Source organism: Streptomyces sp. NPDC058001, assembly GCF_042886315.1.
Classification (GTDB): domain Bacteria; phylum Actinomycetota; class Actinomycetes; order Streptomycetales; family Streptomycetaceae; genus Streptomyces.
In genome coordinates this window covers 152,654-177,142 of the sequence record NZ_JBHVQT010000005.1, presented here as the reverse complement: position 1 = coordinate 177,142, position 24,489 = coordinate 152,654, and the positions used below count along the sequence as shown (strand labels likewise).

The following is a 24,489-nucleotide window of genomic DNA, read 5'->3' as shown; positions in this document are numbered from 1 at the left end:
AAGCAGCCCGGCGCACTTCGGCTATCTGCCACGCGCCCATCGAAAGGTGGAGTCATGACGTTCCTCCGTACAGCCATTTCCGCAGTTGCCGGAACTCTCGTCGCGGGGTTGTCCCTGACTGTTCCCCAGGGCATGGCAGTTGCGTCGCCGGGGGCCGTACACACTCTGGTGGCCGACTCGCCTGTCACGACAAACGACGTGACCTGGGGAGGCTGACCGGTCCCGGCGTCCGGTGACCATATCGGACGCAACCGCGAGAGCACCTCGCGGGAATGGACGGAGTAGGCCAAGGACCGTTTATGACATCCGCTTCCTCTTGTCCGGCCGCCTGGCTCCCGGCAGAGTTCATTTCGTCGGAGACGGAGAACAGCCACCATGGGTTCGGCCGAATCCGACGGAATAGGGCGGTCCATCCGCCACAGTGAATAGCGGGAGGAATACTCATGAAGATCACCGTTCGCCGGGTCGAGCCCATCAAGTCGACCGATGAAAGCGACGGTTGCTGAGACCGAGAAGAAGTCGACCTGCGGCACCTCTGAAACGTCAGATCGACAAGCTGTTGACGAGAGTGGGCCGGGACCGGAGGACACCGTTTCCTTCGGCGCCCGGCCCCATCGGCCGTAGAGGGGAAATGATGACGGACCTGGTCCGGCTCCAGGAAATTGTCTGGGAGCGTTACGAGGACCTGTTGCTGATCGTGCGTGACCCGAGCAAGCAGATCGAGATCGCCGATCCGGACGGCCACGCGGAGAAATTGCTCACCGCCTTGTCGGCCGGCCCGCAGAGTCCCGAGGAACTGCGGCAGCGACTGGTCACCTGCGGCATGGACGTGACGGTGCGGGAAGTCCATGACGCACTCGACGTCCTTGACTCGCTCGCCCTGCTCAGCAGCGGCGACGGACTGGAAGCGGACGATGTCGCCGACGACGACCGCTACCGCAGCAATCTGGCCTTCTTCGAACTCTTCGCCACCCGTACCCGGCCGTCCGCCGCCCTGCAGCGGGACCTGATGGCGGCGCACGTACTCCAACTCGGCGTCGGCGGTGTGGGATCGAACGTGCTCCAGCATCTCGCCGGGCTCGGCATCGGTCGGCTGACCCTGCTGGACTTCGACCTCGTCGAGCCCGGCAACTTCGCCCGCCAGTACGCGTACCGACACCAGGACATCGGCCGGTCGAAGGTGCGGCGGGCCGCGGAATGGGTCCGCGAGTTCGACCCCCGGATCGACGTTGACGTAGTGGAATGCCGTGTCACCGGTCCGCAGGACGTCGCCTCGCTGCTGGCCGGAGTGGACGCGGTCTCCGCCATGATCGACCGGCCGGTCGGGGTGGACCACTGGGTGAACGAGGCGTGCGTGCGGGCCGGGGTGCCCTGGGTCCGGGCCGGAATCATGGGCAGCCGACTCGGCTACTTCTCCGTCGATCCAGGCCGCAGCGCCTGCTTCGCCTGTCACCGGCGTTCGTCGGACCGCATCACCGCCGGCCCCGGCGCCGACGGGGTGGCCAGCCGCCTCAACGCACGGTTGTCGGGCACGCTGCCCAATACGGCCAACGGACCGGTCGCCGGGCTACTGGCCGGTTACGCCGCCTTCGAACTGCTCCGCTATCTCACCGGTTACGAGTCCCCGCACGTCGCGGGCGCCCACCTCTACCTGGACGCCGCAGGCCACCTCGCTCAGCGCCGCGAGGAGTGGGACGTCGACGCGGACTGCCGGGTGTGCGCGCTCGCCCCCAACAGGAGTTCCCTCACCGCGGCGGCGTCATGAGCAACCTGACGGCCGAGGACCGGCCCGTACGATTGCGCCCCCTCAGCGTGGTCGAGGACGGCGACGACACCTATGTCGTCGGCGACACCGAGACCGGCACGTTCATCAATGTGCCCGCCGTCGGCGCCCTCGTCATCCGCGCTCTGCAGGACGGTGCCACCGTGCGGGAGGCCGCTCTGGCCGCCGAGCGGCACGCTGGTGAACCCGTTGACGTACCCGAATTCCTCGACGCGCTCGGTGAGGTCGGATTTCTCGCCACCGGGGATCCCGCGGCTGATTCGGCGGATCCGCCGGAACTGCGCCGCAACGCGCCCATCCAGCAACGCCGTTGGCTGACGCGGCCGGACCGCCGGTGGGTTGCGTTGCTGTTCTCCCCGACGGCCTGGGTGGTCTACGCCGCCGCAGCCGTCTTCAGCGCCTGCTGCTTCGCCCTGCGCCCGTCGCTCTTCCCCAGCCCGCACGACGCTTTCGTGACCGGCGGTCCAGGACCCGCCATGCTGATCCTTTTGCCGTTCACGTACGGCATGACCGCGCTGCACGAGTACTGGCACTGGCTTGCCGCGCGGGCGGCGGGGCTGAGCGCCCGATTCGGGATCGACCGCCGGCTGGCCTTTCTGGTCTTCGAAACGGACCTGTCGCAGTTGTGGACTCTTCCGCGCAACAAGCGCTACGGTCCGCAACTGGCGGGACTGGCTGTGCAGTCCGTGGTTCTCGCCGTGCTGCTGCTCTTCCGGCTGGTCGCTGCCGCGCATCCGGGCATCCCGGCGCTGGCCGACCAGATGGCCGCGGCCCTGGTGATGTCCACCGTGATGACCTTCATCTGGCAGTGCCTGATCTTCCTGCGCACCGACCTCTACAGCGTGCTTCTCACCTGGACCGGCTGCTACGACCTGTGGGACACCCAACGACTGCTGCTGCGGCGTGCGTTCGGGCGTTTGTCACCGGCACAGGCCCAGCGACTGTCCGAAGCACATCCGCGGGACGTCAGCGTCGGACGCTGGTTCCGCTGGGTCTATCTGATCGGACTTCCGCTGGCTCTCTGGTACTACGCCCACTTCACTGGCCGCATCCTGCTGACCGTCGGCGAATGGGCCCTGCAAGGACTTGCCACTGATCCGACGCAGCCGCGTTTCTGGACCACCCTCGTCACCACTGCGTTCCTGTTCATGTCACCGGTGCTGGTGATCACGACGTGGTGCCTGAGCTGGATTCGGCGCCTCAAGGGAAACCCGGCCTGAAGTCGGTCCTCGGGTCAAGACAGCACGCGGCGGCGGAAGTTGCGGAGGCCGAGGCCGAGGAAGATGACGCAGAACGCCACCAGGACCGGGTACACGATCCACAGATGCATATGGGAGATGTCGGTGAACGCGGCCCGCATGCCCTCGCTGATGTAGATCAGTGGATTGACGAGTACCAGGGCCTGAAGCCAGTGGAATCCGCCGATCTCGACCAGGGACAGCTTGGTCCACTGGTAGTAGGTGCCGCCGAGGAAGACCAGCGGCAGAATCACGAAGCCGAACATGACGCCGATGTTCCGGGGTTCGAAGGAGGTGCCCAGGAACAGTCCGAGTGAGGTCATCGCGATACACGCCAGCGGGATCAGGGTGACCGCGATCCACCAGTGGATGCTCAGGTTCGGATGGACCCCCGGCGCGTGGACCACCGCGGCGATCGGCAGCACGATGACGGCCGAGATCAGTCCCTGGGCCGCCCCGGACAGCACCCGGGCGACCGCCACCAGCCAGATCGGACAGGGAGCCTGCACCCGGTCCTCAATCTCCCGGGTGAAGCCGAACTCCTGCGACATCTGGATGGCGACCGACTGGATGCCCTGGAACATGATCGAGATGGCGACAACGCCGGGCACCAGGACCGTGGCGAACGCCGATTCGCCGCTCGCCCCTCCGGCGGACCCGATGCCCTGGCCGATCGTCGGGAAGACGTAGAGGAACACGAAGACGAGCAGGAACGGCTGCATGAGGGTGCGCCCCACGAACTCGCCGAAGTTCTTCTTCAGTACGGTCAGATCGCGCTGGATGAGCGCGGACAGCGCCGTACGGCTTGCGGACATCGCAGTGCGCAACGGCACCGCGGGTCCGTCTCGCGGAGGATCGACGGGGCGGGAGGACGCCTGGGCTGCGGACATCAGTCCCTCAGCTCCTTTCCCGTGAGGCTGATGAACACGGTCTCCAACGTGCTTTCGGTGATCGACAGGTCGACCAGGTCGAAGCCGCCCCGCTCGGCGCTGGCGACCACCTGGGGCAGGAGGCGGTCGTTGCCCTTGACCTGGAGTTCGACACCGCCGCCGACCAGACGGGTGCGGACGACATCGCGGATGTCATGGCTGAGCCGACTCGCCAGTTGTTCCGGCCGGCCGGAAGTGGCGACCGTGACGATGGTGTCGGCTCCCAGGCTGTGCTTGAGGGCGGTCGGCGTGTCCAGGGCGAGGATCCGGCCGTGGTCGATGATCGCCACCCGGTCGCAGAGCTGGTCCGCCTCCTCCATGTTGTGGGTCGTGAGCATGATCGTCTGCCCCTCCGCGATCAACTGGTCGAGCGTCTCCCACAGGGCCAGTCGGCTCTGCGGATCCAGGCCGGCCGTCGGCTCGTCCAGGAAGAGAACCGTCGGACGGTGGAAGATCGCCCGTGCCACCATCAGCCGTTGCGCCATCCCACCGGACAGGGCGTAGACGGAGGCGTCCGCCCACCGTGACAGCCGGAACTGATCGAGGAGTTCGTCGGCCCGCCTCCTCGACTCGCGGCGCGGAACGCCGAACAGCAGGCCATGGAAGTAGAGGTTCTCGCGAACCGTCAACGCGCGGTCCAGCGTGTTCTGTTGAGAGACGACGGCGATGAGTTGCTTGGCGAGGGTGGGCCGGTGCACCACGTCGACGCCCCCGACCTGGGCGGAGCCCGATGTGGGCACCACGCGGGTCGTCAGCATCCCGACGGTCGTGGTCTTCCCCGCGCCGTTGGGGCCGAGGAGCCCGAAGATCTCGCCGTGGCGCACGAGCAGATCGATACCATCGACCGCCCGGAAGTCGGTCTTCGGGTAGACCTTCGTGAGACCGGTCGTGACGATCACGGCCTCGGAGGCTCGGGCCTGTGCCTCTGCCTGTGGTTGGGCCTGTGCCTGTGCCTGTGCGGACGGCTCTTCAGCGGCGCTGTTGTCCGGCTCCATCGGTCATCCCATGTCCCGGGTAAGGACACCAGGCCGGTCGGCCAGGCCAACCTGTTGTCGGTCGCACCATCAACCATTGAAGCGCCACGGGCGCCGGTCGGCATCCTGACCGCATGGCGGCGGGGAAGGCTCCCGGGTCTCCTTCGAGGTGCCCGCCGGTGCAAGCCGTGGCGGGACCGACGGTAACGGCGGCCCAGGTGCGGCGCTCCGGGTCCGGCGCCGGAGACGTCAGCGGGAAACCGCAGGTCAGCAGGTTTCCCGGTAGGGTGCTCGCGCTGTGCGGCCGCGCCTCGCACCGCCGCGCGGGTCTCCGGCAGGTCGGCGATCCGCCAGGCGGCCACGCTCAGTCGCATGGCCAGGCGTGGGTCCGATGCGCGCAGGGCCGTGGCGACACCGGCGACGCGGCGGGCCTCGGCCTCGTCGCGGCGGCGATCGCTTACGCGGCTCTGCTCCCAGGCCACCGTGCCGACGACCGCCGCCAGACAGATCAGCAAGGCAAGGGCTGCGATCAGGGAGCGGCGCCGGCGGGTGGCCCGCGCGCGGGTCCGTAGCGTCTGCGTGTGGGCGGCCACACTCGCGAGGTGGAACTCACGCTCCAGGGCGCTCAGTTCATCGGCGCCACCCCCGTCCGCCTGCCCGCTGCTCCTCGGTGCCGCGTTCCATCAGGTGCTGCGGCTCGGGCGTGGGATCCGCGCGGGTGCGGTCGTCGCGGCCGTCGTCGCCTGCGCGGCACTGGTGCCGACCGCCCTTGACCTGCGTACTCCGGAGAGCCGTTCGGACGACATGACCGTACTCGCCGCCGCCCTGCGCGAGACCACGCAGCCCGGCGACGGCATGGTCTACCTGTCCGTGAAGCGCAGGGCCTGGGAACTCGTCGACTCCACGCCCGTCGCCGGGGCGGATCTCGCGCGGGCGCGCTGCCCGGTCGCCTCGCACAGCCTGTACGGCACCGAGGTGGCACCCGACGAATTGCGCGCCCGGATGCTCGCCGGCACCGGATCGTCGCCGTCGCCGCGCCGTCCGGCGTCGCGGTGCAGGACGACGCCATGGCCCGGGTGAAGCGGGACACGCTCGCCGACCACTTCGAGGCGTGCGGCGAGCGCAGGATCAACGGTTCGGTGATCACGGTGTATGTTCAGACGTGGCGGCTGCTGAGACCGCGCTTCACGGGTGCCCTGCTCGGCTTGACCATGGCCGGTTGTCCGGTCTAGCGGCGACCCGGATAGTCCGGATCGTCCTGCGCGCGAGGCAGCTCCGCGGAGCCCTCCGCCCAGTGGTTGACCCAGCCGCACACCCCGCAGGCGTACCTGCCGTTGAGCCCGTGGACCTCGGCTCCGCACCCCCGGCACTCCGCGCGCGTGATCTCGGCCGGAGCGAAGGGCTCGGGGGGCGTGGTCATGGATCTACTGTATCGAAGGGTGCGCGGCCGGAGGGTTGGCTGGATTCAAGGGGGCGTAGCCGGACTGCCACCCGCAGTTGGGGCACAGCCAGCCGCCGCCCGGACCCTGCTGAGTAGTGCCGCCGCAGTTGGGGCAGTTCATGTCGATCCCTCCTGATCTTCGCTACGGAGCATGCCCCAGCTCGTGGTCCAGGTCGACAACGCGAGCCCAAGACGGCCCCAGGCAGCCGAGGGCCCCTGACCGCCAGTACCCCAGGACCGTCGCCTGCGACACTCACGCCATCACAGAACGTGACGCGGACCCCGGGCCCCTGACAGAAAGACATTGGCGGAGCCGACACCGCGACCAGCCTGCAGGATGGTGAGGGAAGCGGTCGGACCGATCGGGTCTGTTTCGCCGGTGGCCGCGCCCGACGCAGGGAGGTCTCGCGGATGTTGTTCCGGCAGCTGGAGTACTTCGTGGCGGTGGCCCGGGAGAGGCACTTCGCGCGGGCGGCCGAGTCCTGCTATGTGTCGCAGCCCGCCTTGTCGGCGGCCATCGCCAAGCTGGAGCGGGAGCTGAACGTCACCCTGATCAACCGTGGCCACACCTACCAGGGCCTCACCCCGGACGGGGAGCGGCTTGTGGTGTGGGCCAAGCGGATCCTCGCCGAGCACGACGCGTTCAAGGCCGAGGTGACGGCCGTCCGGTCGGGCGTCACCGGGACACTGCGGCTGGGCACCGAGCCCACCGCGTCGACGACCGTGGCTCTGCCCGTGGCCGCCTTCTGCGCGGCACATCCCCTGGCCAGGGTGCGGATCCGCTCCCGGCTGCCGTCGACCGACCTGGCCCGGCAACTGCGGGAGTTCGAGCTGGACGCGGCGATCGGGCCCTTCCCGCCCGAGGACCGGGACGGACTGAAGACAGTGCCGCTGTACGAGGAACGGTATGTACTGCTGGCTCCCGAGGACCGACTGAGGCCCGGCATCCGCACGATGACATGGGCGGAGGCGGCACAGTTGCCGCTCGCGCTGTTGACGGAGGACATGAGGATCCGCCAGGTCCTCGACGGCGCGCTGGCCCGTAACGGGGTGGCGGTCACCGCACAGGTGGAGACGGACTCGGTCGCCTCCCTGTACGCGCATGTGGGCGGTGGGGAGTGGGCGAGCATCGTGCCGCACACCTGGCTGCGCGCGATGCCGGTGACCGACGGGACGCGGGCGGTACGGCTGGTCGACCCGGATGTCAGGGCCAAGGTCCTGGTGGGGGTCCACGCCGGGGCTCCCGGGTCGCCAATCGCGCGAGCCTTCGTGGATGCGGCGACCGCTCTTTCGTTGGACGAGTTCTTCGACGCCACGCCAGGTCCGGCGGACCGGATCGGTTGACGCACGCCGGGCACGACAGTCGTCGGTCGTCAGCTCGCGTACCGGGTGATCAGCTCGCGTACCGGGTGATCAACTCGCGCCGGTCCAGCCCGCCCTTGGCTGTGTGCGGGAGCGCGGTGACGACCTGGAGCCGTTCGGGCACCTCGTACGGGGCAAGCCGGGTGCGGCAGTGGCGCAGGATGCGCGCGGACTCGGTGGCCTCGCCCTCCCGCACCACGACGACGGCGCCGACCCGCTGCCCGTACGTGGCGTCGGGGACGGGGAACACGGCCGCCTCGGCGACGCCGGGACAGTCGGCGATGACCTCCTCGACATGCTCGGGCGAGATCTTCTCACCCCCACGGTTGATGAGGTTCTTGATGCGCCCGGTCAGGAACAGACAGCCGTCCGTGTCGAGCAGGCCCAGATCGCCGGTGCGGAACCAGCCGTCGACGTAGCTGTGCGCGGTCTCGGTGGGGTCGCCCAGGTAGCCGCGGGCGACAGCGGGGCCGCTCACCCACACCTCCCCCTCGGCGCCCGGCGGGCACGCGTGCCCGTCCACGTCGGCGATGCGGAGGTCCACTCCGGTCGCCGGGCCGACCGATTCGGGCTTGCGTGTCCCGTTCCGCGGCAGTGGCTCGCCCGCCGCCTGGTGCGTGGACTCGGTCATTCCGTACGCGCTCAGCAAGGGTGCGCCGAGCAGGTCCTCCAGCGACTGGGCGGTGGCCGTGGGGAGCGCGGCGCTGCAACTGCGGACGAACCTCAGGGGCTGGGCCTGTCGGCCCGGGTACTCCTGTGCCGACCGTGCCAGCAGGATCTGGTGGATGGTCGGTACCGCGGTGAACCAGGTGGCGTGGGCGATCTCCATGTCGTCCCAGAACGTGTGTGCCGAGAACCGGCCGCGTGAGGGCAGCACGACCCGGCCGCCGCCGGCAAACGATGCGAGGAGCGTCGCGAGTAGCCCGTGGCCGTGGAAGAACGGCATCGCCGCCACCGTCCCGTCGGCCGTGCCCAGCTCGTAGGTCGCGCAGACCGCGGTCACACCGGCGGCCACGTTGGCGTGGGTGAGCGGCACCATCTTGGCGCGGTCGGTGGTTCCGGCGGTGAACAGGACGAGGGCGTCCTGAGGGGTGAGTTCCCCGGCCGCTCCCCCGCCGCGGGGCGCCGCCCGCTCGCCGGTGTCCACGGTCACCGTCACGGTCCCGGCCGGAAGGAACCCCACGCGCACCGGCCAGGTGGGCACCGCTGCCTCCGGCGACGCGGCCGGGGCGCCGGGGCCGGTGAGGAGTGCCCGCGCGCCCAGTGCGGCCAGTCGGGTCGCCGTCTCGGGCCCGGGGAGTGAGGGGTCCAGCGGGGTGGTCACGAGCCCGGCCCGTGCGGCGCCGAGCAGCGCGGCGACGAATTCGACGGTGTTGGCGTCGACCAGCCCCACCGGGTCCCCGGGCCGCAGGCCGGCGTCGGCGAGTCGTGCGGCCACGTCGTCGGCCAGGCCGCCGAGTACGGCGTACGACAGCCGGACACGGTCTTCGGTGAAGATCAGCGCCGGTGAGCCGGGCCGGTCCCTGGCGGACCGGTCGATCAGTCCGGTGAGACCCGTGACCGTGGGGGGTCGGTACGGGGACGCGGTGCCTGCGGATGCCATGGGGGACGAGCCCATGGTCATCACCTCCTCGCTCCAGGTCACGGAGGACGTCAGGGGGATGCCTCGCCTGCGATCCTGCGCCAGGCTGGGGCGGCGGGTCCAATACGCAGGGGCGAACGACCGACATGCGGTGGTTATCGACGCAGCGTGGCCGGGTGCGCGGGGGCCCCGGACTCCTTTGACAACCGTCGCTTATCAGCCGGTCGCCGACAGGTCTTGGACGCGGCGGCACCGGCTGTCGAAGAGTGGCACAAGAGCGGGCGAAACCACCCAAAAACACTCGCAAGGAGTCTCGCCATGGCCACCGTCTCCGCAGCCCCGACCCCGCAGACCTCCGACCGCGCCCCGGAACCGTTCACCGACGGCTACCACCTGGCCGTGGACGCGCTCCTGCGCAACGACATCAGGACCATGTACGGAGTGGTCGGCATCCCGATCACGGATCTGGCCCGCCTCGCCCAGGCGTCGGGGATCCGCTACATCGGCTTCCGGCACGAGAGCGACGCCGGGCACGCCGCGGCGGCGGCCGGATTCCTGACCGGCAGGCCGGGCGTGTGCCTGACCGTCTCCGGCCCGGGATTCCTCAACGGGCTCGTCGCACTCGCCAACGCCACCACGAACTGCTTCCCGGTGGTCCAGATCTCCGGATCCAGCGAACGCGGCATCATCGACCTGCGCCGCGGCGACTACGAGGAGATCGACCAGCTCGCGGCGGCCCGGCCGCTGGTGAAGGCGGCGTACCGGGTCGACCGGGCCGAGGACATCGGGCGCGGCCTGGCCCGAGCGATCCGTACGGCGGTGTCCGGGCGCCCCGGCGGGGTGTACCTCGACATACCGGCGGCGGTACTCGGAGAGGTCGTCGAGGCGGAGAAGGGCGCAGCGTCACTCCCCCGGGTCGTCGATCCGGCACCACGCCAGCTTCCGCAGCCCGGCGCTGTCGACCGCGCGATCGAGCTGCTGGCGGGCGCCGAGCGGCCCCTGGTGGTGCTCGGCAAGGGTGCCGCGTACGCGCGGGCGGACAAGCGGATCCGGGAGTTCATCGAGCGGACCGGTCTGCCGTTCCTGCCGATGTCGATGGCCAAGGGCCTGCTTCCCGACGACCACCCGCAGTCGGTGGCCACCGCCCGGTCGCTCGCCCTGCGCCGGGCGGACGTGGTGATGCTCATCGGCGCACGCCTGAACTGGCTCCTCGGCCACGGCGAGGCACCGCAATGGAACCCTGACGTCCGGTTCGTCCAGGTCGACATCGACCCCGTCGAGCTGGACGGCAACCGGCCCATCGACGCCCCGCTCGTCGGGGACGCGGCATCGGTGATGGACGTGCTGACCGAACGGACCGCGCCGGGTCGTATCACGGTCCCCAAGGCATGGCGGGCAGAACTCGCGGCCCGCTCGGCGCAGAACGTCGCGAAGATGACCGAGCGCATCGAGGCCGCCGGGAAGGCGCACCCGATGAAGTTCCTGGGCGCGCTGCGAGCGGTACGAGACGTATTGCACGACCACCCCGGCGCGTATGTCGTCAACGAGGGCGCCAACGCACTCGACTTCGCCCGCAATGTGCTCGACATGCGGGTGCCGCGCCACCGGTTGGACAGCGGCACCTGGGGGATCATGGGCATCGGCATGGGGTACGCCATCGCCGCCGCCGTCGAGACGGGCGAACCGGTCGTCGCCGTCGAGGGGGACAGCGCCTTCGGGTTCAGCGGCATGGAAATGGAGACCGCCTGCCGTTACGGGCTGCCCGTGGTCACCGTCGTCCTCAACAACAGCGGCGTGTACCGGGGGGACGACGTCTCCACCACCGCGGACCCCGCTCCCACCGCGCTCCGGGCCCAGTACCACCTCATGATGCCCGCGTTCGGCGGCGTGGGGTACCGGGCGACGACGCCCGCTGAGGTGGACCGCGCGCTGCGCGAAGCGCTCGCCTCGGGCAAGCCGGCCCTCATCGACTGCGTGATCGACCCCACCGACGGCACCGAGAGCGGCCATCTGACCAACCTCAACCCCAAGGGAGTCGCGGACATCGCCCGGCCCACGTCCTGAACGCCCGGACGTGCGGCGCACATCCGACATCCGACGACCGCATCACACGGCACCGCAACCGCACCGCACCGCGCCACATCAGAAAGGGAAACCGTCATGACTGATCTGCCCCTGACCGGAATCAAGGTGATCGACTTCACCGGTGTGCAGGCCGGTCCGGCCTGCACCCAGATGCTCGCCTGGTTCGGCGCCGACGTACTCAAGGTCGAGCGCACCACGGGCGGCGACGTGACGCGCCACCAGTTGCGCGACATCCCCGACACCGACGCCCTGTACTTCACCATGCTGAACAGCAACAAGCGGTCTCTCGCCATCAACACCCGCACACCGGAAGGCAAGGAGGTCATGGAGAAGCTGATCCGTGACGCGGACGTCCTGGTGGAGAACTTCGCCCCGGGCGCCATGGACCGCATGGGACTGTCCTGGGACCACCTCCAGGAACTTAACCCCCGCCTGGTCTTCGGCTCGGTCAAGGGGTTCAACGACGACTCGCCGTGGAGCGACCTCAAGGTCTACGAGAACGTGGCCCAGTGCGCCGGCGGCGCCGCTTCGACCACCGGCTTCTGGGATGGACCGCCCACCGTCAGCGCGGCAGCCATCGGTGACAGCAACACCGGTATGCACCTGCTGATCGGCGTCCTCACCGCCCTTATCTCCCGTACCCGGACCGGGCGGGGGCAGAAGGTGTCCGTATCGATGCAGGACGCCATCCTCAACCTGTGCCGGGTCAAGCTCCGCGACCAGCAGCGCCTCGCCAACCTCGGCTACCTGGAGGAGTACCCGCAGTACCCGGACGGCGAGTTCGGCGACTCCGTCCCCCGGGGAGGCAACGCCGGTGGAGGCGGGCAGCCCGGCTGGGTCCTGAAGTGCAAGGGGTGGCAGACCGACCCCGACGCGTACATCTACTTCACGATCCAGGAGCAGAACTGGAAGCGGACCGCCGAGGCCGTCGGCCACCCCGAATGGGCCGACGACCCCGACTACAGCACCGCCGAGGCCCGTCAACTCCGCATCTTCGGCATCTTCGGGGAGATCGAGAAGTGGCTGTCCGACAAAACCAAGTACGAGGCTGTCGACATCCTGCGCAAGGCGGAGGTGCCCTGCGCCCCCGTGCTCAGCATGAAGGAGATCGCCGAGGACGCGGGGCGTTGCGCAGGAGCGGCACCGTCGTGGAAGTGGACCAGAAGGGCCGCGGGGCCTGTCTGACGATCGGAAACCCGATCAAGTTCTCCGACTTCACTCCTGACATCACGAGTGCTCCGCTGCTCGGCGAGCACACGGACGAGGTCTTGGCGGCGCTCGGCTACGACGCGGACACCATCGCCGCCCTGCACACCGGACAGGTCGTCGCCTGAACCCTAGCTCGCGGCGACGAGCAGGGCCGTTCCCCCGGGAAGAGCCGTGATCGTTCCTTGGCGTTCGATTCGGCGGCGTTACGGGTGGGACCGCTCATCCACAGGTCTGTTGGCCGTTACCCACGCCGTGCACAATCGGCGACATGACGATCACCGCGGGCGCGCCGCCCACGCACAAGACGCCTGCCGGCCTCGCTCTGGGGTTCCTGACGGGAGGGGTGATCGGGGCGTCGCTGGCCGCCTTCATCGGTGGCTGTGTCATCGAGAAGGTGCCGCTGATCCTCACGGGGCTGGTCCTGCCGGCGGTCTACGGGCTTCTGTTCTTCCTCGCCACGCTGCCGCGCCGTGCCCGGGAGGCGGCCGTCGTGCCGCGCACGGCGCTCGCGGTGATCGAGAATCTGGAGGCCGAGGGGGGTGAGAACAGCGACGTGCCGGTGCGCTTCGAGCTGTCCGTCGCGCCGGACGACGCGCCCGGGTTCCGTGTCGAGATACGGCAGGACGTCAACCTCGTCGAGCTGACCGGATACCGGCCGCGCGGGGTCGTGGTCGTGGAGTATCCGCCGGACCGGCCGTGGAAGACGCGGATCGTGAAGCGGCCGACGCCGGAGTGGGAGGAGCGGGCGGCGGTGGCCAAGGTGGACTCGGTGCCCGGTCCGGCCATGAAGAGCGAGACCCCGGGGGGCTGTTTCAGCGCGCTCCTCACTCTCCTCGGGCTGCTGCTCGGCGCGGGCGCCGTGCTCCTGCTGTTCCGTGCCGACCTGTTCGACTCCCACGAGGCCCGGAGCGGCGTCCCCCAGCCGTCCGTCTCCTCCTCGTCGTCCACGACCACCGTGACGTCGGCGACGGGCACGGTCACCCTCGGTCCTGGCCAATCGATGCTCGACGAGGGCGAACTGCGCAAGGCCGTCGAGTCGTTGACGCAGGACGCGGACAAGCGTCAGGCTCTCACCGTCGTCGTGCAGGACCGCCTGCTGACGGTCGTCTTCTCCCCCACCGGCGTGAAGAGCGCCGGGTTCGACCCGAGGTCCCTGCCCTACGACCGCGTCCCCGGCCTGGTCGAGGAGGCCAGGACCACCCTCGGCGTCGAGTCTCCGCGGAGCTGGCAGCTCACCGCCGACGGCGTCACCGGCTCGCTCACGCTCAGGGTCGTGGTCACCGGCGGCGGGGGCACGGGAACGCTGGAGGCGGACGGCCAGGGCAAGGTACAGCGGCGCAGCGGCAGTTGACCGGACCGGCGGGAGGAGGGGCGCATGGGGTGGGACGAGTTTCTGGTGCTGTGGTGCGCGGTCTGGGGTGTGGCGGCGCTGGTCGGGTACGGCATGTCGCTGGCCGGGGTGACCAAGGCGCAGCGGACGGTCCGGCTCACAGGACGGATCGAGCGGGTACGGGAGCCCCTGCACGGCGGGTCCCGGAAGGGAGGCATATCGGTGGTCGTCTCCTACCGCGACCCGGCCTCGGGTCAGGAGGTCACCGTGACGAACGACGGTGAGCGGGGCGAGGTGATCACCTCTGCGTGGGAGGGCCGTGAGATCGGGGTCAGCCACCCGCGAGGCAGACCGCACGCCTACCGGTTCTCCAACCTTCCCCAGGAGCCCGGTCGTGGGCTGGGGTGGCCAAGTTTCGCGGTCTTCCTGGTCTACGTCGGGCTGGTGGTCCTCGCCACGGTCGGCTGGGGATGGCCGTGGGCGCTGATCGGCTTCGGCGGGCCGTGGGCGGTTTCCGCCGCCGTTCATCTGCCCGGGGCGGTACGCGCCAAGAACCGCCGCATCGAGAGACTGGCCGCGATGGACACCGTGCGGGGACGGGTCGTCGCGGTCCTGAAGGATGTCAGCGTCGACCAGGACGACGGGCACACCTCGACCACCATCACCCCGGTCGTGTCGTTCACCACCCGCGAGGGCACGGCCGTCACGGCCCACTGCACGTCGAAATTCCCAGACCCCGCCGACGCGTACGGCCGTGACGTCACGGTCCACTACACGTCCGCCGACCCGGCCGGGTTCACGCTGGACCGCGCGGCAGAACACCGCTCGGCGGAGCGGGACGTGATGTTCAACGTCCTGGCCCTCGTCGTGCTCGTGGCGACGGCCGTGGTGGGAGTGGCGATGCTCTGAGGCCCAAGAGAGGTTCTGATGAGGCACCACAGCGCACACACCGCGGCTGCTCCGCAGGTCACCGCGCATACCGGCCGGCGACCGTGGCCTCCTACCGCACCGGGCAGCGGGCGTTTGTGGCGTCTGCCAGGGCGCGCGACACTGGACGTACCCGGCGATGAGGCTCGCCGAAGCCGCGCCGTCCGGCGCTGATGGCCTGTGCCTGATCCGGTGGTCCGGCGTTGCGGGACAACCCTGGGGGCGGATGGCAGGCCCGTTCAGGCCATGGCCTTGATGCCGGAGTCGGCGCTGTGGAAGGGAGTAATGCCTTGGTGACGATCACTGACGGCCGTACGCACCATGCCGTCGCGCTGCCGACCCGCCGCGGACGACTGCTGCGTATGTGTGTGCACATGCCGGTCAACGACGGTTCCCCAGGGCCGACCGCCGCACGTGTCCTGGTGACCGCCGACGTACTGCTGCGCAGCGTGGAGGCGACCGGCCGGCAGATGGACTGGGTCGTGGAGGTTCCGGACGCCACGGCAACCGAGCAGACCGAGGCGGTGCGGGTCTTGGCGGCTTCGCTCGGAGCGCATCCGCCGTCGGGATTCACCGCCGAGGGCGGAGCCCGGGAAGCCCTGGGTGCCCCGGCGGACGTGGACGTCTTCGGTGACGGGCGGCGCAACGCCGAACAAGGGCTGTGGCTGGAGGTCGGAACCGTGCGCCAGGTCGGGACCCCGGAATCCCAACCGGAACGGGACGCCGATCTGCTGGCCGTCCGGCTGGATCTGCTCGGCCGCCCGTACCACCGCGCGGCCACACTCATGCGCCGCACGCTCGATGACGCCGAACGCACGCTGACGCGGTGGCGGGGTCGCGTCGCGCGCTGGGCGTGCGCGCCGTCGCAACCTGTCCCCGAGGAGTACCGCAGCCGGGCGGCCACCGCTCTGGCCACAGATCTGGCGACGCCCGCCGTCCTGAACCTGTTGCTGCGCGCCGAGTCCGCCGAAGACCTCCCCGACGGTGCGAAGTTCGAGACCTTCGCCCAACTGGACCGGATTCTCGGTCTGGAACTCGCGCGCGAGGTGGGGCGCGTACCGGCACGGGAAGGCAGTTGAGGTCATGAGCGGCTCCGCCCCGGCCCGGCTGATCGTGCTGCGGCACGCCAAATCCGCGTGGCCGGACGACGTGGCCGATCATGAACGTCCACTCGCCGGCCGGGGCCGACGGGACGCACCCGCCGTCGGCCGGTGGCTGCGTGCGGCGGACAACGTCCCCGATCTGGTCATCTGTTCCACCGCCCGGCGCACTCGGGAAACATGGGAACTGGTCGCACCGGAACTCGACGCGGCGCCGCAGGTGGTGTTCGAGCCACGCGTGTACGACGCGAGCCGGCATGCCTTGGCCGATGTGCTGCGCGCGACACCGGAGTCGCGGCGGACCGTCCTGCTGATCGGCCACCAACCCGGCGTACAGGAACTGGTCCTGTCCCTGGCGGGAGGCGGGGACGCCGAGGCTCTCGCGGGTGCCCGTGGGAAGTTCGCGACCTCCGCGATCGCCGTTCTCGCACTGCCGTCCACCTGGGCCCGGCTCACCCCGGGCACGGCCGCCCTCACCGCGTTCGCCGTCCCCCGGGGGCGCACCGTCGGCCGGTGAGTACCGGCCCGAAGTTCAGCGGCGACCGGTCCCGAACGGGCGGGATTCCGGCCGTACGGCCCCCGTCCTCGACTTACTGACGATGGACCATCCGCACGCCGACGACGCTCATCAGTCCGGCGAGGGGCACGTCCGCTGTGGTCTGCTCCGGGTCTGCGGCGAGAGCGTTGTGGCGCGCCTGATGTCGGGACTGATGCCGGCCTGATTCCGGGCCTTTGAGGCGACCTGTCAGTCTGTCAGTACCAGATGTACCAGGCGTATTCCTTCAGGCTCTTCTCGCCGATGAGCTTCTTCTTCAGTGAATCGACAACCTTAATGGCAGTACCTCCGGTGACGGTTTGCTACCAGCAGAACATTGCGTGCAGCTATCGCGGGAACTTTACTCGCGTACTGAGCATGTCCCGATCTATTCAACTTGTGTGCCAGTCAGGCGCATTCATGTGACAGAGACGTCGATACCCACCACTCCGCCTCGAACATGCGGAAAATTTGACTCTGTTGGCGAATGCACCCTTGTGAGGGACGGTAAATCGCGCCAGCGCTTGCCGCTCGGGCAGTGGCGTGATCACGACGTCGGAGGCGTCCTGGACAGCCCTGTTCGCCTGCGGCCGGCCACGTCATCGGCCACCTCGGCCCGCCGCTTGACGCAAAGAACTACCGTGCGGCACGGGCACCATGCGGGGCTTTCGTGCCGATGTACGTGCCCGTCGAAATCGGACCCAGCCGTCCGGAAAGTGTCCGGAATTTCACGAGGCCGGGGTGGCTCATTTGCGCCGCCGCGCGAATACCTGTTCTCACGCACAGAGGTACGTTGCACCGATTTTCCGGTGCAGCTTTCCATCAAGCATTTGACGCCGCTTCCACCCCAGCCCCCACGAGGCGACCGGAGCCTCGCCCCACCAGGCTCGATGTACGGCACGCCTGACTGGCGAAACAGGCGTACGGACGCATGAATTGCCTCGCGTACACCATGATGCGCCCGCTCAACAGCCTTGGCTCGCGGGCTGTTCAAGGGGAAATTCATTGCACGGGATCCGAGCCCGGATCCAGCACGGTTTCTCACGGAGGTTTCATGAAAGTCCTGCGCACCTGCACCGCCGCAATCGCCTCCGCCGCCCTACTCGCGGGCGTCAGCACGGTATTAACGTCCCCTGCGAACGCCGCAGCAGCCGCCAGCCGCTTCGACGACGGCAGTTTCGAGTATCCGAAGGCCCCGGCGAACGCGTTCTTGACGTACACGGCCGGGCAGGCTGTCGGCCCCTGGGAGGTCGCCGGCGGTTCCGTCGACCTGATCGGCAAGGGGTTCTGGCAGGCCGCGGAAGGCGACCAGTCCATCGATCTGAACGGCACCGCCGCAGGAACGGTGTCCCAGACCTTCACGACCACGCCCGGCGCGACGTACACGGTGTCCTACGCACTCGCCGGAAACCCGGGCCCCGGGCAACCCTCGAACCTGGCCCTGAAGACGGGCAAGGCCCTCATCGACGGCCAGGACTTCCAGGACTTCTCCTTCAACATCACCGGCAAGACCCCCGCCAACATGGGTTACGTGACCCGTCAGTTCACCTTCGTGGCCACGGGCGCCACCTCAACCCTCACCTTCGTCAGCACCATCACCGGCCCATGGGGTCCCGTCCTCGACAACGTCCAGGTCCGGCCCCACTGCTGCTCCTGCTCCACCGGCTGCTGACCCCGCTTCTCCTCGCGGCGCGCCCCCGCCGACGCTTGAAAGCGGGGGCGCGCTGCACACCGCTCAAGGACCGTCTGGTGACGGTCGGTCCGGCATCGGAACTCCCGCCTCGGTGAAGACCGCCGTGACAGCCGCCTCCCAGGTGTACTCCGCGCCCTGGACGTACAGGACTTGGTCGAGTCCCGGTCCGATGGGCCGGTCCGGGAAGGACACGTACACGACTTCGTCGCCGATCGGCAGGTCGTAGGTGATCCATGTGTTCGACGCGGCATCCCAGTCGGGGCCCACCTCGTCGGCATTCAACGGGAGTCCACGCTTGCGTAGTTCGGCGACGAGGGCCACTGCTGGCCGCCCAGCGGGTCTAGTTGACGAGCACCACGGCCAGCATCGCCAGCCAGCACAGTGCGACAAGGGCCGGAAGCAGCGTCATCATAAGCCCCGTCGGCGATGACTCCAGCCACGCCGCCCCCGGCTCGGCCGCGTGCCGTCCCACGATCCGGTGCCCGCCGTGCCAGGCCATGTGCTCCTCCAGGTCCACGACCGCGGCCTTACGGGCCTGCAGATACCGCCGCCCGAACCGCAGCATGATCGCAAACGCCAGAGCCGACGCGAACCCGACCACCGTGATGATCGCCGCGATGCCCTGGGCCACCCCCGCCGACGTCGCGCCCTCCTTGCCGAGCGTGAACGCCAGCGTCGCCGCGAGGCCCGCAGTGATGTACAAGAAGTTGTTGAGCTTGTTCCAGTTGATGAGGTCCTCGTGTTTGTACAGATCCACGGCGATCGTGTACTGCGTCTGCAGCATCGACTCGCGCGGCTTCCGCCACACCCATACCACCCGCAACCGGCCGTCCGGCGGCCTCAGCCGCGTCAGCTCCTCGAACCCCAGCTTTCGGTGAAACCGTGTCGACGCCTCGTTCGGCGGCTCGCTCACCACCGCCGCGATCACCGGGTTGGACGTCCACTGCTCCAGCACATGGTGGTACAGGCGCGACGCAACCCCCTGCCGCGCCGCCTCGCGGGCCACGCACACCTGCTTGATCACCATAAAGCTGCCGAGGGTGGTCTTGATCCGGTGATTCAGCCACTCATCGGGTTCGATCTGCTCGTCGCTGTACGCCAGCAGAAATCCCAGGACATCGGTCCCCTTCACCGCCACATAGAAGTGCTCGGCGCTCACCAACCGCGCCCGGTACACCTCCTCGGTGTACCCCGACACCAGGAACCCGTCCCGGCTCGCGACAGCCGGATCAACACCCTGCAGACTCCTGGACTGCGCCAGTTCGAGGATCCTCGGGACATGCTCCCGGGTCGCCCGCACGATCTCGATCTTCTCCATGGCAGGCGCGGTCACGCCCTCACCCCCAATGTGAATGAACGCACTAAACTACCGTCAGGAGCACGCTTTTTGATCCATCGGACGGCCCAGTCGCATGGGTCCGCGAGCGGAAGGTGCGCCGGTAGGTGTCCGGCGGGACACCTACCGTCCGATTGAAATGCCGGCGCAGTGTCGCGGCCGTGCCCATGCCGGTGGCCGCCGCGATGGTGTCGACGGTGTCGTCGGTGGTCTCCAGCAACTCTTGGGCGTGGCGGATCCGTTGGGTGAGCAGCCATTGCAATGGGGTGGTACCCGTCACTGACCTGAAGTGGCGGCCCAGGTGACGCGAACTCATCCGTGCCTGACGGGCCAGGTCTTCCACCGTGAGCGGGTGGTCCAGCCGTTGGATCACCCAGGGAAAAAGTTCGGCGAGCGGGTGGTTGCCGGGGGCGGGGACGGGGGTGGTCACGAACTGCGCCTGACCGCCGTCCCGGTGCGGTGGCACGACCAGCAGGCGGGCCAGCGTGTTGGCGATGGACGAACCGTGGTCGAGGCGGACCAGGTGCAGGCACAGGTCCATGGCGGCGGCCTTGCCGGCCGAGGTGAGCACGCTGCCGTTGTCCACGTAGAGGACGTCCGGGTCCACCGTCACCCGGGGGTGTCGCTCGGCCAGCACCTGAGTGTGTGCCCAGTGCGTGGTCGCGCGCTTGCCGTCCAGCAGACCGGCGGCGGCCAGCACGAAGGCGCCCGTACAGAGGGAGGCCACGCGTGCGCCCGCATCATGGGCCGCGCGCACCGCGTCGATCAGCTCGGCCGGCGGGGCCTGGTCGACATCGACCCAACCGGGGACGATCACGGTGTCGGCGAACGGGAGGCGGTCGAGTCCGTGGTCGGGCTGCATCCGGAAGCGGCCGACCCGCACCGCGCTCGGTCCGCAGATCGAGAGCTGGTACCAGGAGTCCGCCCTGCCGGTCATGTCGGCTCCGAAGACCTCGCACGCCAAGGCCAGCTCGAAATTCAGCATGCCGTCGGTGACGGCCAGCGCGACAGTTTTCATGTCCGGAATTGTACGGGGCATGGCGTTCCAGACAATCGCGGTGAGGGTCCGACCTTCGTCAGGATGTCCGTGACAGATCGCAGCGGATCAGCACAGTGTGGGGAGAACTCATGGGATCGGGCCAGACGGTGGCGGTGTTCGGCGCGTACGGGCACACCGGGCGGTTCGTGGTGGCGGAGCTGAGGGAGCGTGGGTTTCTCCCGGTTCTGTTGGGCCGCGACGCAGGGAAACTGAAGGCGCAGGCATACGAGACCGAACTGGAGGCCCGCCCGGCTGGGGTCGACGATCCGGCCGCGCTCGATCGCGCGCTGGCCGGTGCGGCGGCCGTGATCAACTGCGCCGGGCCCTTCGCCACGACGGCCGCTCCGGTGATCGAGGCGGCCCTGCGGGCCGGGATTCCGTATCTGGACGTGGCGGCCGAGATCGAGGCCAACGTCGATACGTTCGCGCACTTCGCCGACCGGGCACGGGACGCGGGAACAGTGATCGTCCCGGCGATGGCGTTCTTCGGCGGCTTCGGCGACCTGCTGGTCACCGCGGCGATGGGCGACTGGACGGCGGCCGACGAGGCGCACGTCGCGTACGGACTGAGCGGCTGGCATCCCACCGCCGGGACGCGCGAGGCGGGCGTGGTCTCCCGGCAGCGGCGGAACGGCGGACGCGTCGTGTTCACCAACGGGCAGTTGGAGCACCGCCACGACGCGCCGCCCACCCTGGAGTGGCCCTTCCCCGACCCGATGGGTCCCCGGCCCGTCATCGGGGAGTTCACGATGGCCGACGTCGTGACCGTCCCCAGCCACCTGTCCATCCCCGAAGTGCGCACCTACATGACGGTCGAGGCGGCCCGGGACATCGCGGCCCCGGATACGCCGACACCGACCTCGGTCGACGAGCGCGGTCGGTCGGCCCAGACCTTCCTCGTCGACGTCGTCCTGCGCTCAGGTGACGCCGAACGGCGCGCCGTGGCCCGCGGCCAGGACATCTACGCGGTCACCGCGCCACTGGTGGTGGAAGCGGTCGACCGTGTCCTCACGGGACGCACCAACGCGATCGGCGTCGCCTCCGCAGGAAAAATCTTCGACGCCCCCGACTTCCTCCACGCCCTGTCCCCGCACATCACCCTGGAACTGAGCCGATAGCCCGCCAACCCCGGATCCAGGTCCCACCGGATCAGGTCATCACACCGCCCGGATAGTCCTCCGTCAGTTGGAGGTCGGAGAAGATCAGGGTGAGGTCGTGTGCGTTGGCGGTGTCCATTCCCTTGTTCTCCCTCGTCCCACGAGAATTTCCGCGGCGGGTGTCGGGCGTGGTTGTCCCATGCCGGAAGTTCTGTATGGGGTGCTGGGGGCACTCGGTGGGGCGCTCATCACGGCCCTGGGGGCGTATTGGGGGCCGCTTCAGATGCAGAGGGCGACGTTGAGGGCTCAACGGCAGGAAGCCCTTGAACAGGGTACGCGTGCGGATCGCGCCCAGGCGGAGGCCCGGAAGGAGGAGAGGGTCGAGAGGATCATCCTCGTACGCTCCGCTCTGCGGGACTGGAACGACTTCCTGTACAGGGCACTTCAAGACCTTGAACTCGGCCGGCGGCTCAACGCGGAGGACTTCGATGTCGCGTTGGCCCGCGTTCAGGGGACCGCTCACGCGGCGGTCGATGCCATGCTGCGCGACGGGTTGTGGATCGGACAGTCCGCCTACGGATATCCGTTGCGTGATCCGCTCGCGCAGGACGGTCGCCCCTTGCCCCTCGTCTACTTGGAAGCCGCGTCCAGGCGGATACGTCAGGAGGCGGTGGGTGAGTCCCGCGTCACCCCGGACGTGGTGGACGAGCTTCGATCGGGCCTCGACTACATCCAGGACGCGCGCGGGCAGTTGGCGGCCCGCATGCTCAACCAGATCGAAGTCATCACCGCGACCCCTCCGCCGTCGCCGGACCGGCCGTCCAACTGAACGTACCGCCTTCGCCTCAGTCGTCCAGGGTGATCTCGGCGGGGCCGGCTTCGGATGCCGGGGGCAGGGGCTTCGGGCCGGTCTCCCGCGCCTCCGTGAGGATTCCCTCGCGGGACTCCCGTACCGCAGTCGCCGCCGCCTTCGTCGAAGCGGCGAGGGTGTTCGCCGCCTCCGTCAGTTCCTCCGGCTCCCACGGGGTGCGCCGCACTTCGGCGACGGAGGCGCGGATGTCGGCGATCACGGCCAGGAGTTCGTGGACGTTTCCCAGGCTCCGTGCCTGGGTGACCAGCTTCCCGGCCGCCTCATGGACCGTGGCCGCCGCGCTGTCGAGGTCCACCTCCCCCGACAGGCCAGCGAGTTCCGTGCCCACCTCCGCGGAGAGCACCGGGTCCAGGGCCGCCACGGCCTCCTCGTCGAGGAACCCGGACAGTGCGTGGGCGAGGTCGTTCAGCGCCGCCGCTAGAGCGCGGAGGGCGATGGCGCCGGTCTCGTCGACGAGGGTTCCGCTCCGTATCACGGCGGCGAGTTCGCCGAGTATGTCGGCCAGCGGGCCCCGTCCGCCGAGGCCGCGCAGCACGTGGGCCACGGCCCGGATCTCCGCGGCGAGCGTGACGAGGACCGCGATGGTGTCGTGGTAGGCCGGGTCAGAGCGGTCCCCCGCAGGCTTCGGGTCTTCCGTGTTCTCGTCGAGCCCGGGGTCCGTGTCCTGCGGCCTCTGCTCGCCCGTGTGCCGGACGGCGCGGGACACCACGTCCACGAAGGAACGGATCGCGGGCGCGTGGCGAGTGAGATCGAGAAACCCGTGATAGCGGGTCACGGCCCGGTCGATCAGCGCCAAGTAGGCCACGGCGGCGGCCAGGAGGTCGTCCACGGCCGCCGTGGACTCGGCGTCGGCGACCTGGGCGATCAGGGCGTCGCACACCTCGGCCGTGACGCGGCAGAGCGTGGGGTCCCGATTGAGGGTGTCCAGGGCGTCACGGAGGCTCAGAACCGCGTCGATCAGGGTCGTCGGGCGGTAGTGCGGGTCGACGGCCGCTTGGATGTCCCGCCAGATGACCGCTAGCTCGGGCCCTTCCGCCAAGCCTCGGAGACGGCCGACCGTGGCGGCGAGCGCCTTCAACACCGCCTCGCCACAAGGGAAATGACGCACCGACGCCGCCAAAATGCCCGTGACAGTGGCTCCTTCGACCAGGACGGGCGGCGGCGAGAAACGCTGCTGGAACGCGCGACGATTACGGGCGATCCAGACGCGTCCACGCCCGTCGCTGTACATCTCCGGCGACTGCGGCTTCCCAAGATACGCGAGCGTCTCGTGGACGTAGTCGTACAGGTCGTCGACGAAGACGTAGCCGCTGTCGTCCCGGTCGGCGAGTCCGGTGCGGATGCCGTCGACCAGGGCCGTGGTGAAGACGGAACGCGGGACGTTCCCGGCGACGAGGTCGGTGCCCTCCTCGTACGAGTACTGGAACTGGGTCGAGGACGTGAGGATGATCCGCCCCCGGCCCGTGAGGTCACGCGGCAGATCGACCTTAGCGTCGCCGCGCGCGACGAAACCCTTGCGGAACGCGCCGCTGAAGCAGCAGTCGAGGATCACCACGACCGTCTTCGCGTCGCATTCGTCGAGCCAGACATGCATGGTGCGCGGGTTGAGTCCGGTCTGCGGCATGCGGTCGGCGCGGGAGTCGGTCGCGGCGAGGTAGTAGCGGTTGAGGAGGTCCTTGACGCCGTGGCAGGAGAAGTAGAGCAGGACGGTGTCGTCGGGACGGCTGTCACCCAGGAACACCCTCAGCGCGCGCTCGATGTGGTCGGCGGTGCCGTTCGCCACGACGGTCACGTCGAAGGCGCCCACCTCCGGGTCTCCGAGCACATCGGCGAGGGACGCCGCGTCTCCGGCGGGTGCGATCAGGCGCGTGAACTCGGGGTCCTCGTAGGTGTCGGTGGCCACGAGCAGCGCGCGGCGCCGTTCCATGGCGTACGGGACCGGGGCCGAAGGCACCATG

The 24,489-nt window shown here is 69.3% G+C and carries 22 protein-coding genes and 1 pseudogene; 14 read left to right on the top strand and 9 right to left on the bottom strand.

Going from position 1 to position 24,489, the window contains the following annotated elements:
• The first annotated feature begins 634 nt into the window (after window positions 1-634).
• Together ACFVT5_RS13530 and ACFVT5_RS13525 are read left to right on the top strand one after the other, a co-directional pair.
• Window positions 635-1,765, top strand: a complete 1,131-nt coding sequence (locus ACFVT5_RS13530) for a HesA/MoeB/ThiF family protein (RefSeq protein WP_389885731.1) — start codon at window positions 635-637, stop codon at window positions 1,763-1,765.
• Entirely contained in the window at window positions 1,762-3,003 is a 1,242-nt protein-coding gene (locus ACFVT5_RS13525; RefSeq protein ID WP_389885728.1) for a hypothetical protein, read from the top strand. The genes ACFVT5_RS13530 and ACFVT5_RS13525 overlap by 4 nt, the downstream gene beginning before the upstream one ends.
• Window positions 3,004-3,017: 14 nt before the next feature.
• On the opposite strand, the gene ACFVT5_RS13520 is transcribed toward ACFVT5_RS13525, so the two are convergent.
• Together ACFVT5_RS13520 and ACFVT5_RS13515 are read right to left on the bottom strand one after the other, a co-directional pair.
• Window positions 3,018-3,836 (bottom strand): ABC transporter permease, encoded by an 819-nt coding sequence (locus ACFVT5_RS13520; protein ID WP_389885725.1) that lies wholly within the window; start codon window positions 3,834-3,836, stop codon window positions 3,018-3,020.
• A gap of 74 nt (window positions 3,837-3,910) precedes the next feature.
• Window positions 3,911-4,945, bottom strand: coding sequence for an ATP-binding cassette domain-containing protein (locus ACFVT5_RS13515; RefSeq protein WP_389885722.1), 1,035 nt, complete (start codon window positions 4,943-4,945; stop codon window positions 3,911-3,913).
• A 351-nt stretch (window positions 4,946-5,296) separates the two neighbouring features.
• On the opposite strand from ACFVT5_RS13515, the gene ACFVT5_RS13510 reads away from it, so the two are divergent.
• Together ACFVT5_RS13510 and ACFVT5_RS13505 are read left to right on the top strand one after the other, a co-directional pair.
• A complete protein-coding gene (locus ACFVT5_RS13510; RefSeq protein ID WP_389885719.1) occupies window positions 5,297-6,004 on the top strand; it encodes a hypothetical protein in 708 nt (235 codons plus the stop codon).
• Entirely contained in the window at window positions 5,992-6,156 is a 165-nt protein-coding gene (locus tag ACFVT5_RS13505) for a hypothetical protein (protein WP_389885716.1), read from the top strand. Before ACFVT5_RS13510 ends, ACFVT5_RS13505 begins: the two co-directional genes overlap by 13 nt.
• On the opposite strand, the gene ACFVT5_RS13500 is transcribed toward ACFVT5_RS13505, so the two are convergent.
• Window positions 6,153-6,344 carry a hypothetical protein gene (locus ACFVT5_RS13500; protein WP_389885713.1) on the bottom strand — a complete coding sequence of 64 codons (192 nt, stop codon included), beginning with the start codon at window positions 6,342-6,344 and terminating at the stop codon, window positions 6,153-6,155. The two genes, ACFVT5_RS13505 and ACFVT5_RS13500, sit on opposite strands and share 4 nt — an antisense overlap.
• Window positions 6,345-6,776: 432 nt before the next feature.
• On the opposite strand from ACFVT5_RS13500, the gene ACFVT5_RS13495 reads away from it, so the two are divergent.
• A complete protein-coding gene (locus ACFVT5_RS13495) occupies window positions 6,777-7,709 on the top strand; it encodes a LysR family transcriptional regulator (RefSeq protein ID WP_389885710.1) in 933 nt (310 codons plus the stop codon).
• Between the two features lie 49 nt (window positions 7,710-7,758).
• On the opposite strand, the gene ACFVT5_RS13490 is transcribed toward ACFVT5_RS13495, so the two are convergent.
• Window positions 7,759-9,345 (bottom strand): FadD7 family fatty acid--CoA ligase, encoded by a 1,587-nt coding sequence (locus ACFVT5_RS13490; RefSeq protein ID WP_389885707.1) that lies wholly within the window; start codon window positions 9,343-9,345, stop codon window positions 7,759-7,761.
• Window positions 9,346-9,627: 282 nt separating this feature from the next.
• On the opposite strand from ACFVT5_RS13490, the gene oxc reads away from it, so the two are divergent.
• The 6 genes and pseudogenes from oxc (at window position 9,628) to ACFVT5_RS13460 (ending at window position 16,477) form a co-directional block, all read left to right on the top strand.
• Window positions 9,628-11,373: an oxalyl-CoA decarboxylase gene (oxc, locus tag ACFVT5_RS13485; RefSeq protein WP_389885704.1), complete on the top strand. Its 1,746-nt coding sequence runs from the start codon at window positions 9,628-9,630 to the stop codon at window positions 11,371-11,373.
• Between the two features lie 96 nt (window positions 11,374-11,469).
• Window positions 11,470-12,728: pseudogene (gene frc / locus ACFVT5_RS13480) on the top strand (formyl-CoA transferase).
• Between the two features lie 143 nt (window positions 12,729-12,871).
• Window positions 12,872-13,954, top strand: a complete 1,083-nt coding sequence (locus tag ACFVT5_RS13475) for a hypothetical protein (protein WP_389885701.1) — start codon at window positions 12,872-12,874, stop codon at window positions 13,952-13,954.
• A gap of 24 nt (window positions 13,955-13,978) precedes the next feature.
• Complete coding sequence (locus ACFVT5_RS13470; protein ID WP_389885698.1) at window positions 13,979-14,842, top strand: DUF3592 domain-containing protein; 864 nt, start codon at window positions 13,979-13,981, stop codon at window positions 14,840-14,842.
• A gap of 311 nt (window positions 14,843-15,153) precedes the next feature.
• The gene (locus ACFVT5_RS13465) at window positions 15,154-15,939 is read left to right on the top strand and encodes a hypothetical protein (RefSeq protein WP_389885695.1); all 786 of its coding nucleotides are present in this window, start codon (window positions 15,154-15,156) and stop codon (window positions 15,937-15,939) included.
• 4 nt (window positions 15,940-15,943) lie between these two features.
• Window positions 15,944-16,477, top strand: coding sequence for a SixA phosphatase family protein (locus tag ACFVT5_RS13460; RefSeq protein WP_389885692.1), 534 nt, complete (start codon window positions 15,944-15,946; stop codon window positions 16,475-16,477).
• Window positions 16,478-16,713: 236 nt separating this feature from the next.
• Here ACFVT5_RS13460 and ACFVT5_RS13455 read toward each other — a convergent pair whose 3' ends face one another.
• Window positions 16,714-16,794, bottom strand: a complete 81-nt coding sequence (locus tag ACFVT5_RS13455; protein ID WP_389886642.1) for a tryptorubin family RiPP precursor — start codon at window positions 16,792-16,794, stop codon at window positions 16,714-16,716.
• A 755-nt stretch (window positions 16,795-17,549) separates the two neighbouring features.
• Here ACFVT5_RS13455 and ACFVT5_RS13450 point away from each other — a divergent pair.
• Complete coding sequence (locus ACFVT5_RS13450) at window positions 17,550-18,167, top strand: choice-of-anchor C family protein (RefSeq protein ID WP_389885689.1); 618 nt, start codon at window positions 17,550-17,552, stop codon at window positions 18,165-18,167.
• Window positions 18,168-18,230: 63 nt separating this feature from the next.
• Here ACFVT5_RS13450 and ACFVT5_RS13445 read toward each other — a convergent pair whose 3' ends face one another.
• From ACFVT5_RS13445 to ACFVT5_RS13435, 3 genes are read right to left on the bottom strand one after another with little or no spacing between them, the layout of a single operon-like run.
• Window positions 18,231-18,470 carry a hypothetical protein gene (locus ACFVT5_RS13445; protein ID WP_389885686.1) on the bottom strand — a complete coding sequence of 80 codons (240 nt, stop codon included), beginning with the start codon at window positions 18,468-18,470 and terminating at the stop codon, window positions 18,231-18,233.
• A gap of 58 nt (window positions 18,471-18,528) precedes the next feature.
• On the bottom strand, window positions 18,529-19,521 hold the full coding sequence (locus ACFVT5_RS13440) for a GNAT family N-acetyltransferase (protein ID WP_389885683.1): 993 nt from the start codon (window positions 19,519-19,521) through the stop codon (window positions 18,529-18,531).
• 28 nt (window positions 19,522-19,549) lie between these two features.
• Entirely contained in the window at window positions 19,550-20,542 is a 993-nt protein-coding gene (locus tag ACFVT5_RS13435; protein WP_389885680.1) for a helix-turn-helix domain-containing protein, read from the bottom strand.
• Between the two features lie 110 nt (window positions 20,543-20,652).
• Here ACFVT5_RS13435 and ACFVT5_RS13430 point away from each other — a divergent pair, with 110 nt between their 5' ends.
• Both ACFVT5_RS13430 and ACFVT5_RS13425 read left to right on the top strand, forming a co-directional pair.
• Window positions 20,653-21,681: a saccharopine dehydrogenase family protein gene (locus tag ACFVT5_RS13430; protein WP_389885677.1), complete on the top strand. Its 1,029-nt coding sequence runs from the start codon at window positions 20,653-20,655 to the stop codon at window positions 21,679-21,681.
• A 178-nt stretch (window positions 21,682-21,859) separates the two neighbouring features.
• Window positions 21,860-22,489 carry a hypothetical protein gene (locus ACFVT5_RS13425; RefSeq protein WP_389885674.1) on the top strand — a complete coding sequence of 210 codons (630 nt, stop codon included), beginning with the start codon at window positions 21,860-21,862 and terminating at the stop codon, window positions 22,487-22,489.
• Between the two features lie 16 nt (window positions 22,490-22,505).
• On the opposite strand, the gene ACFVT5_RS13420 is transcribed toward ACFVT5_RS13425, so the two are convergent.
• On the bottom strand, window positions 22,506-24,488 hold the full coding sequence (locus ACFVT5_RS13420) for a caspase domain-containing protein (RefSeq protein ID WP_389885671.1): 1,983 nt from the start codon (window positions 24,486-24,488) through the stop codon (window positions 22,506-22,508).
• Between the last annotated feature and the right edge of the window lies 1 nt (window position 24,489).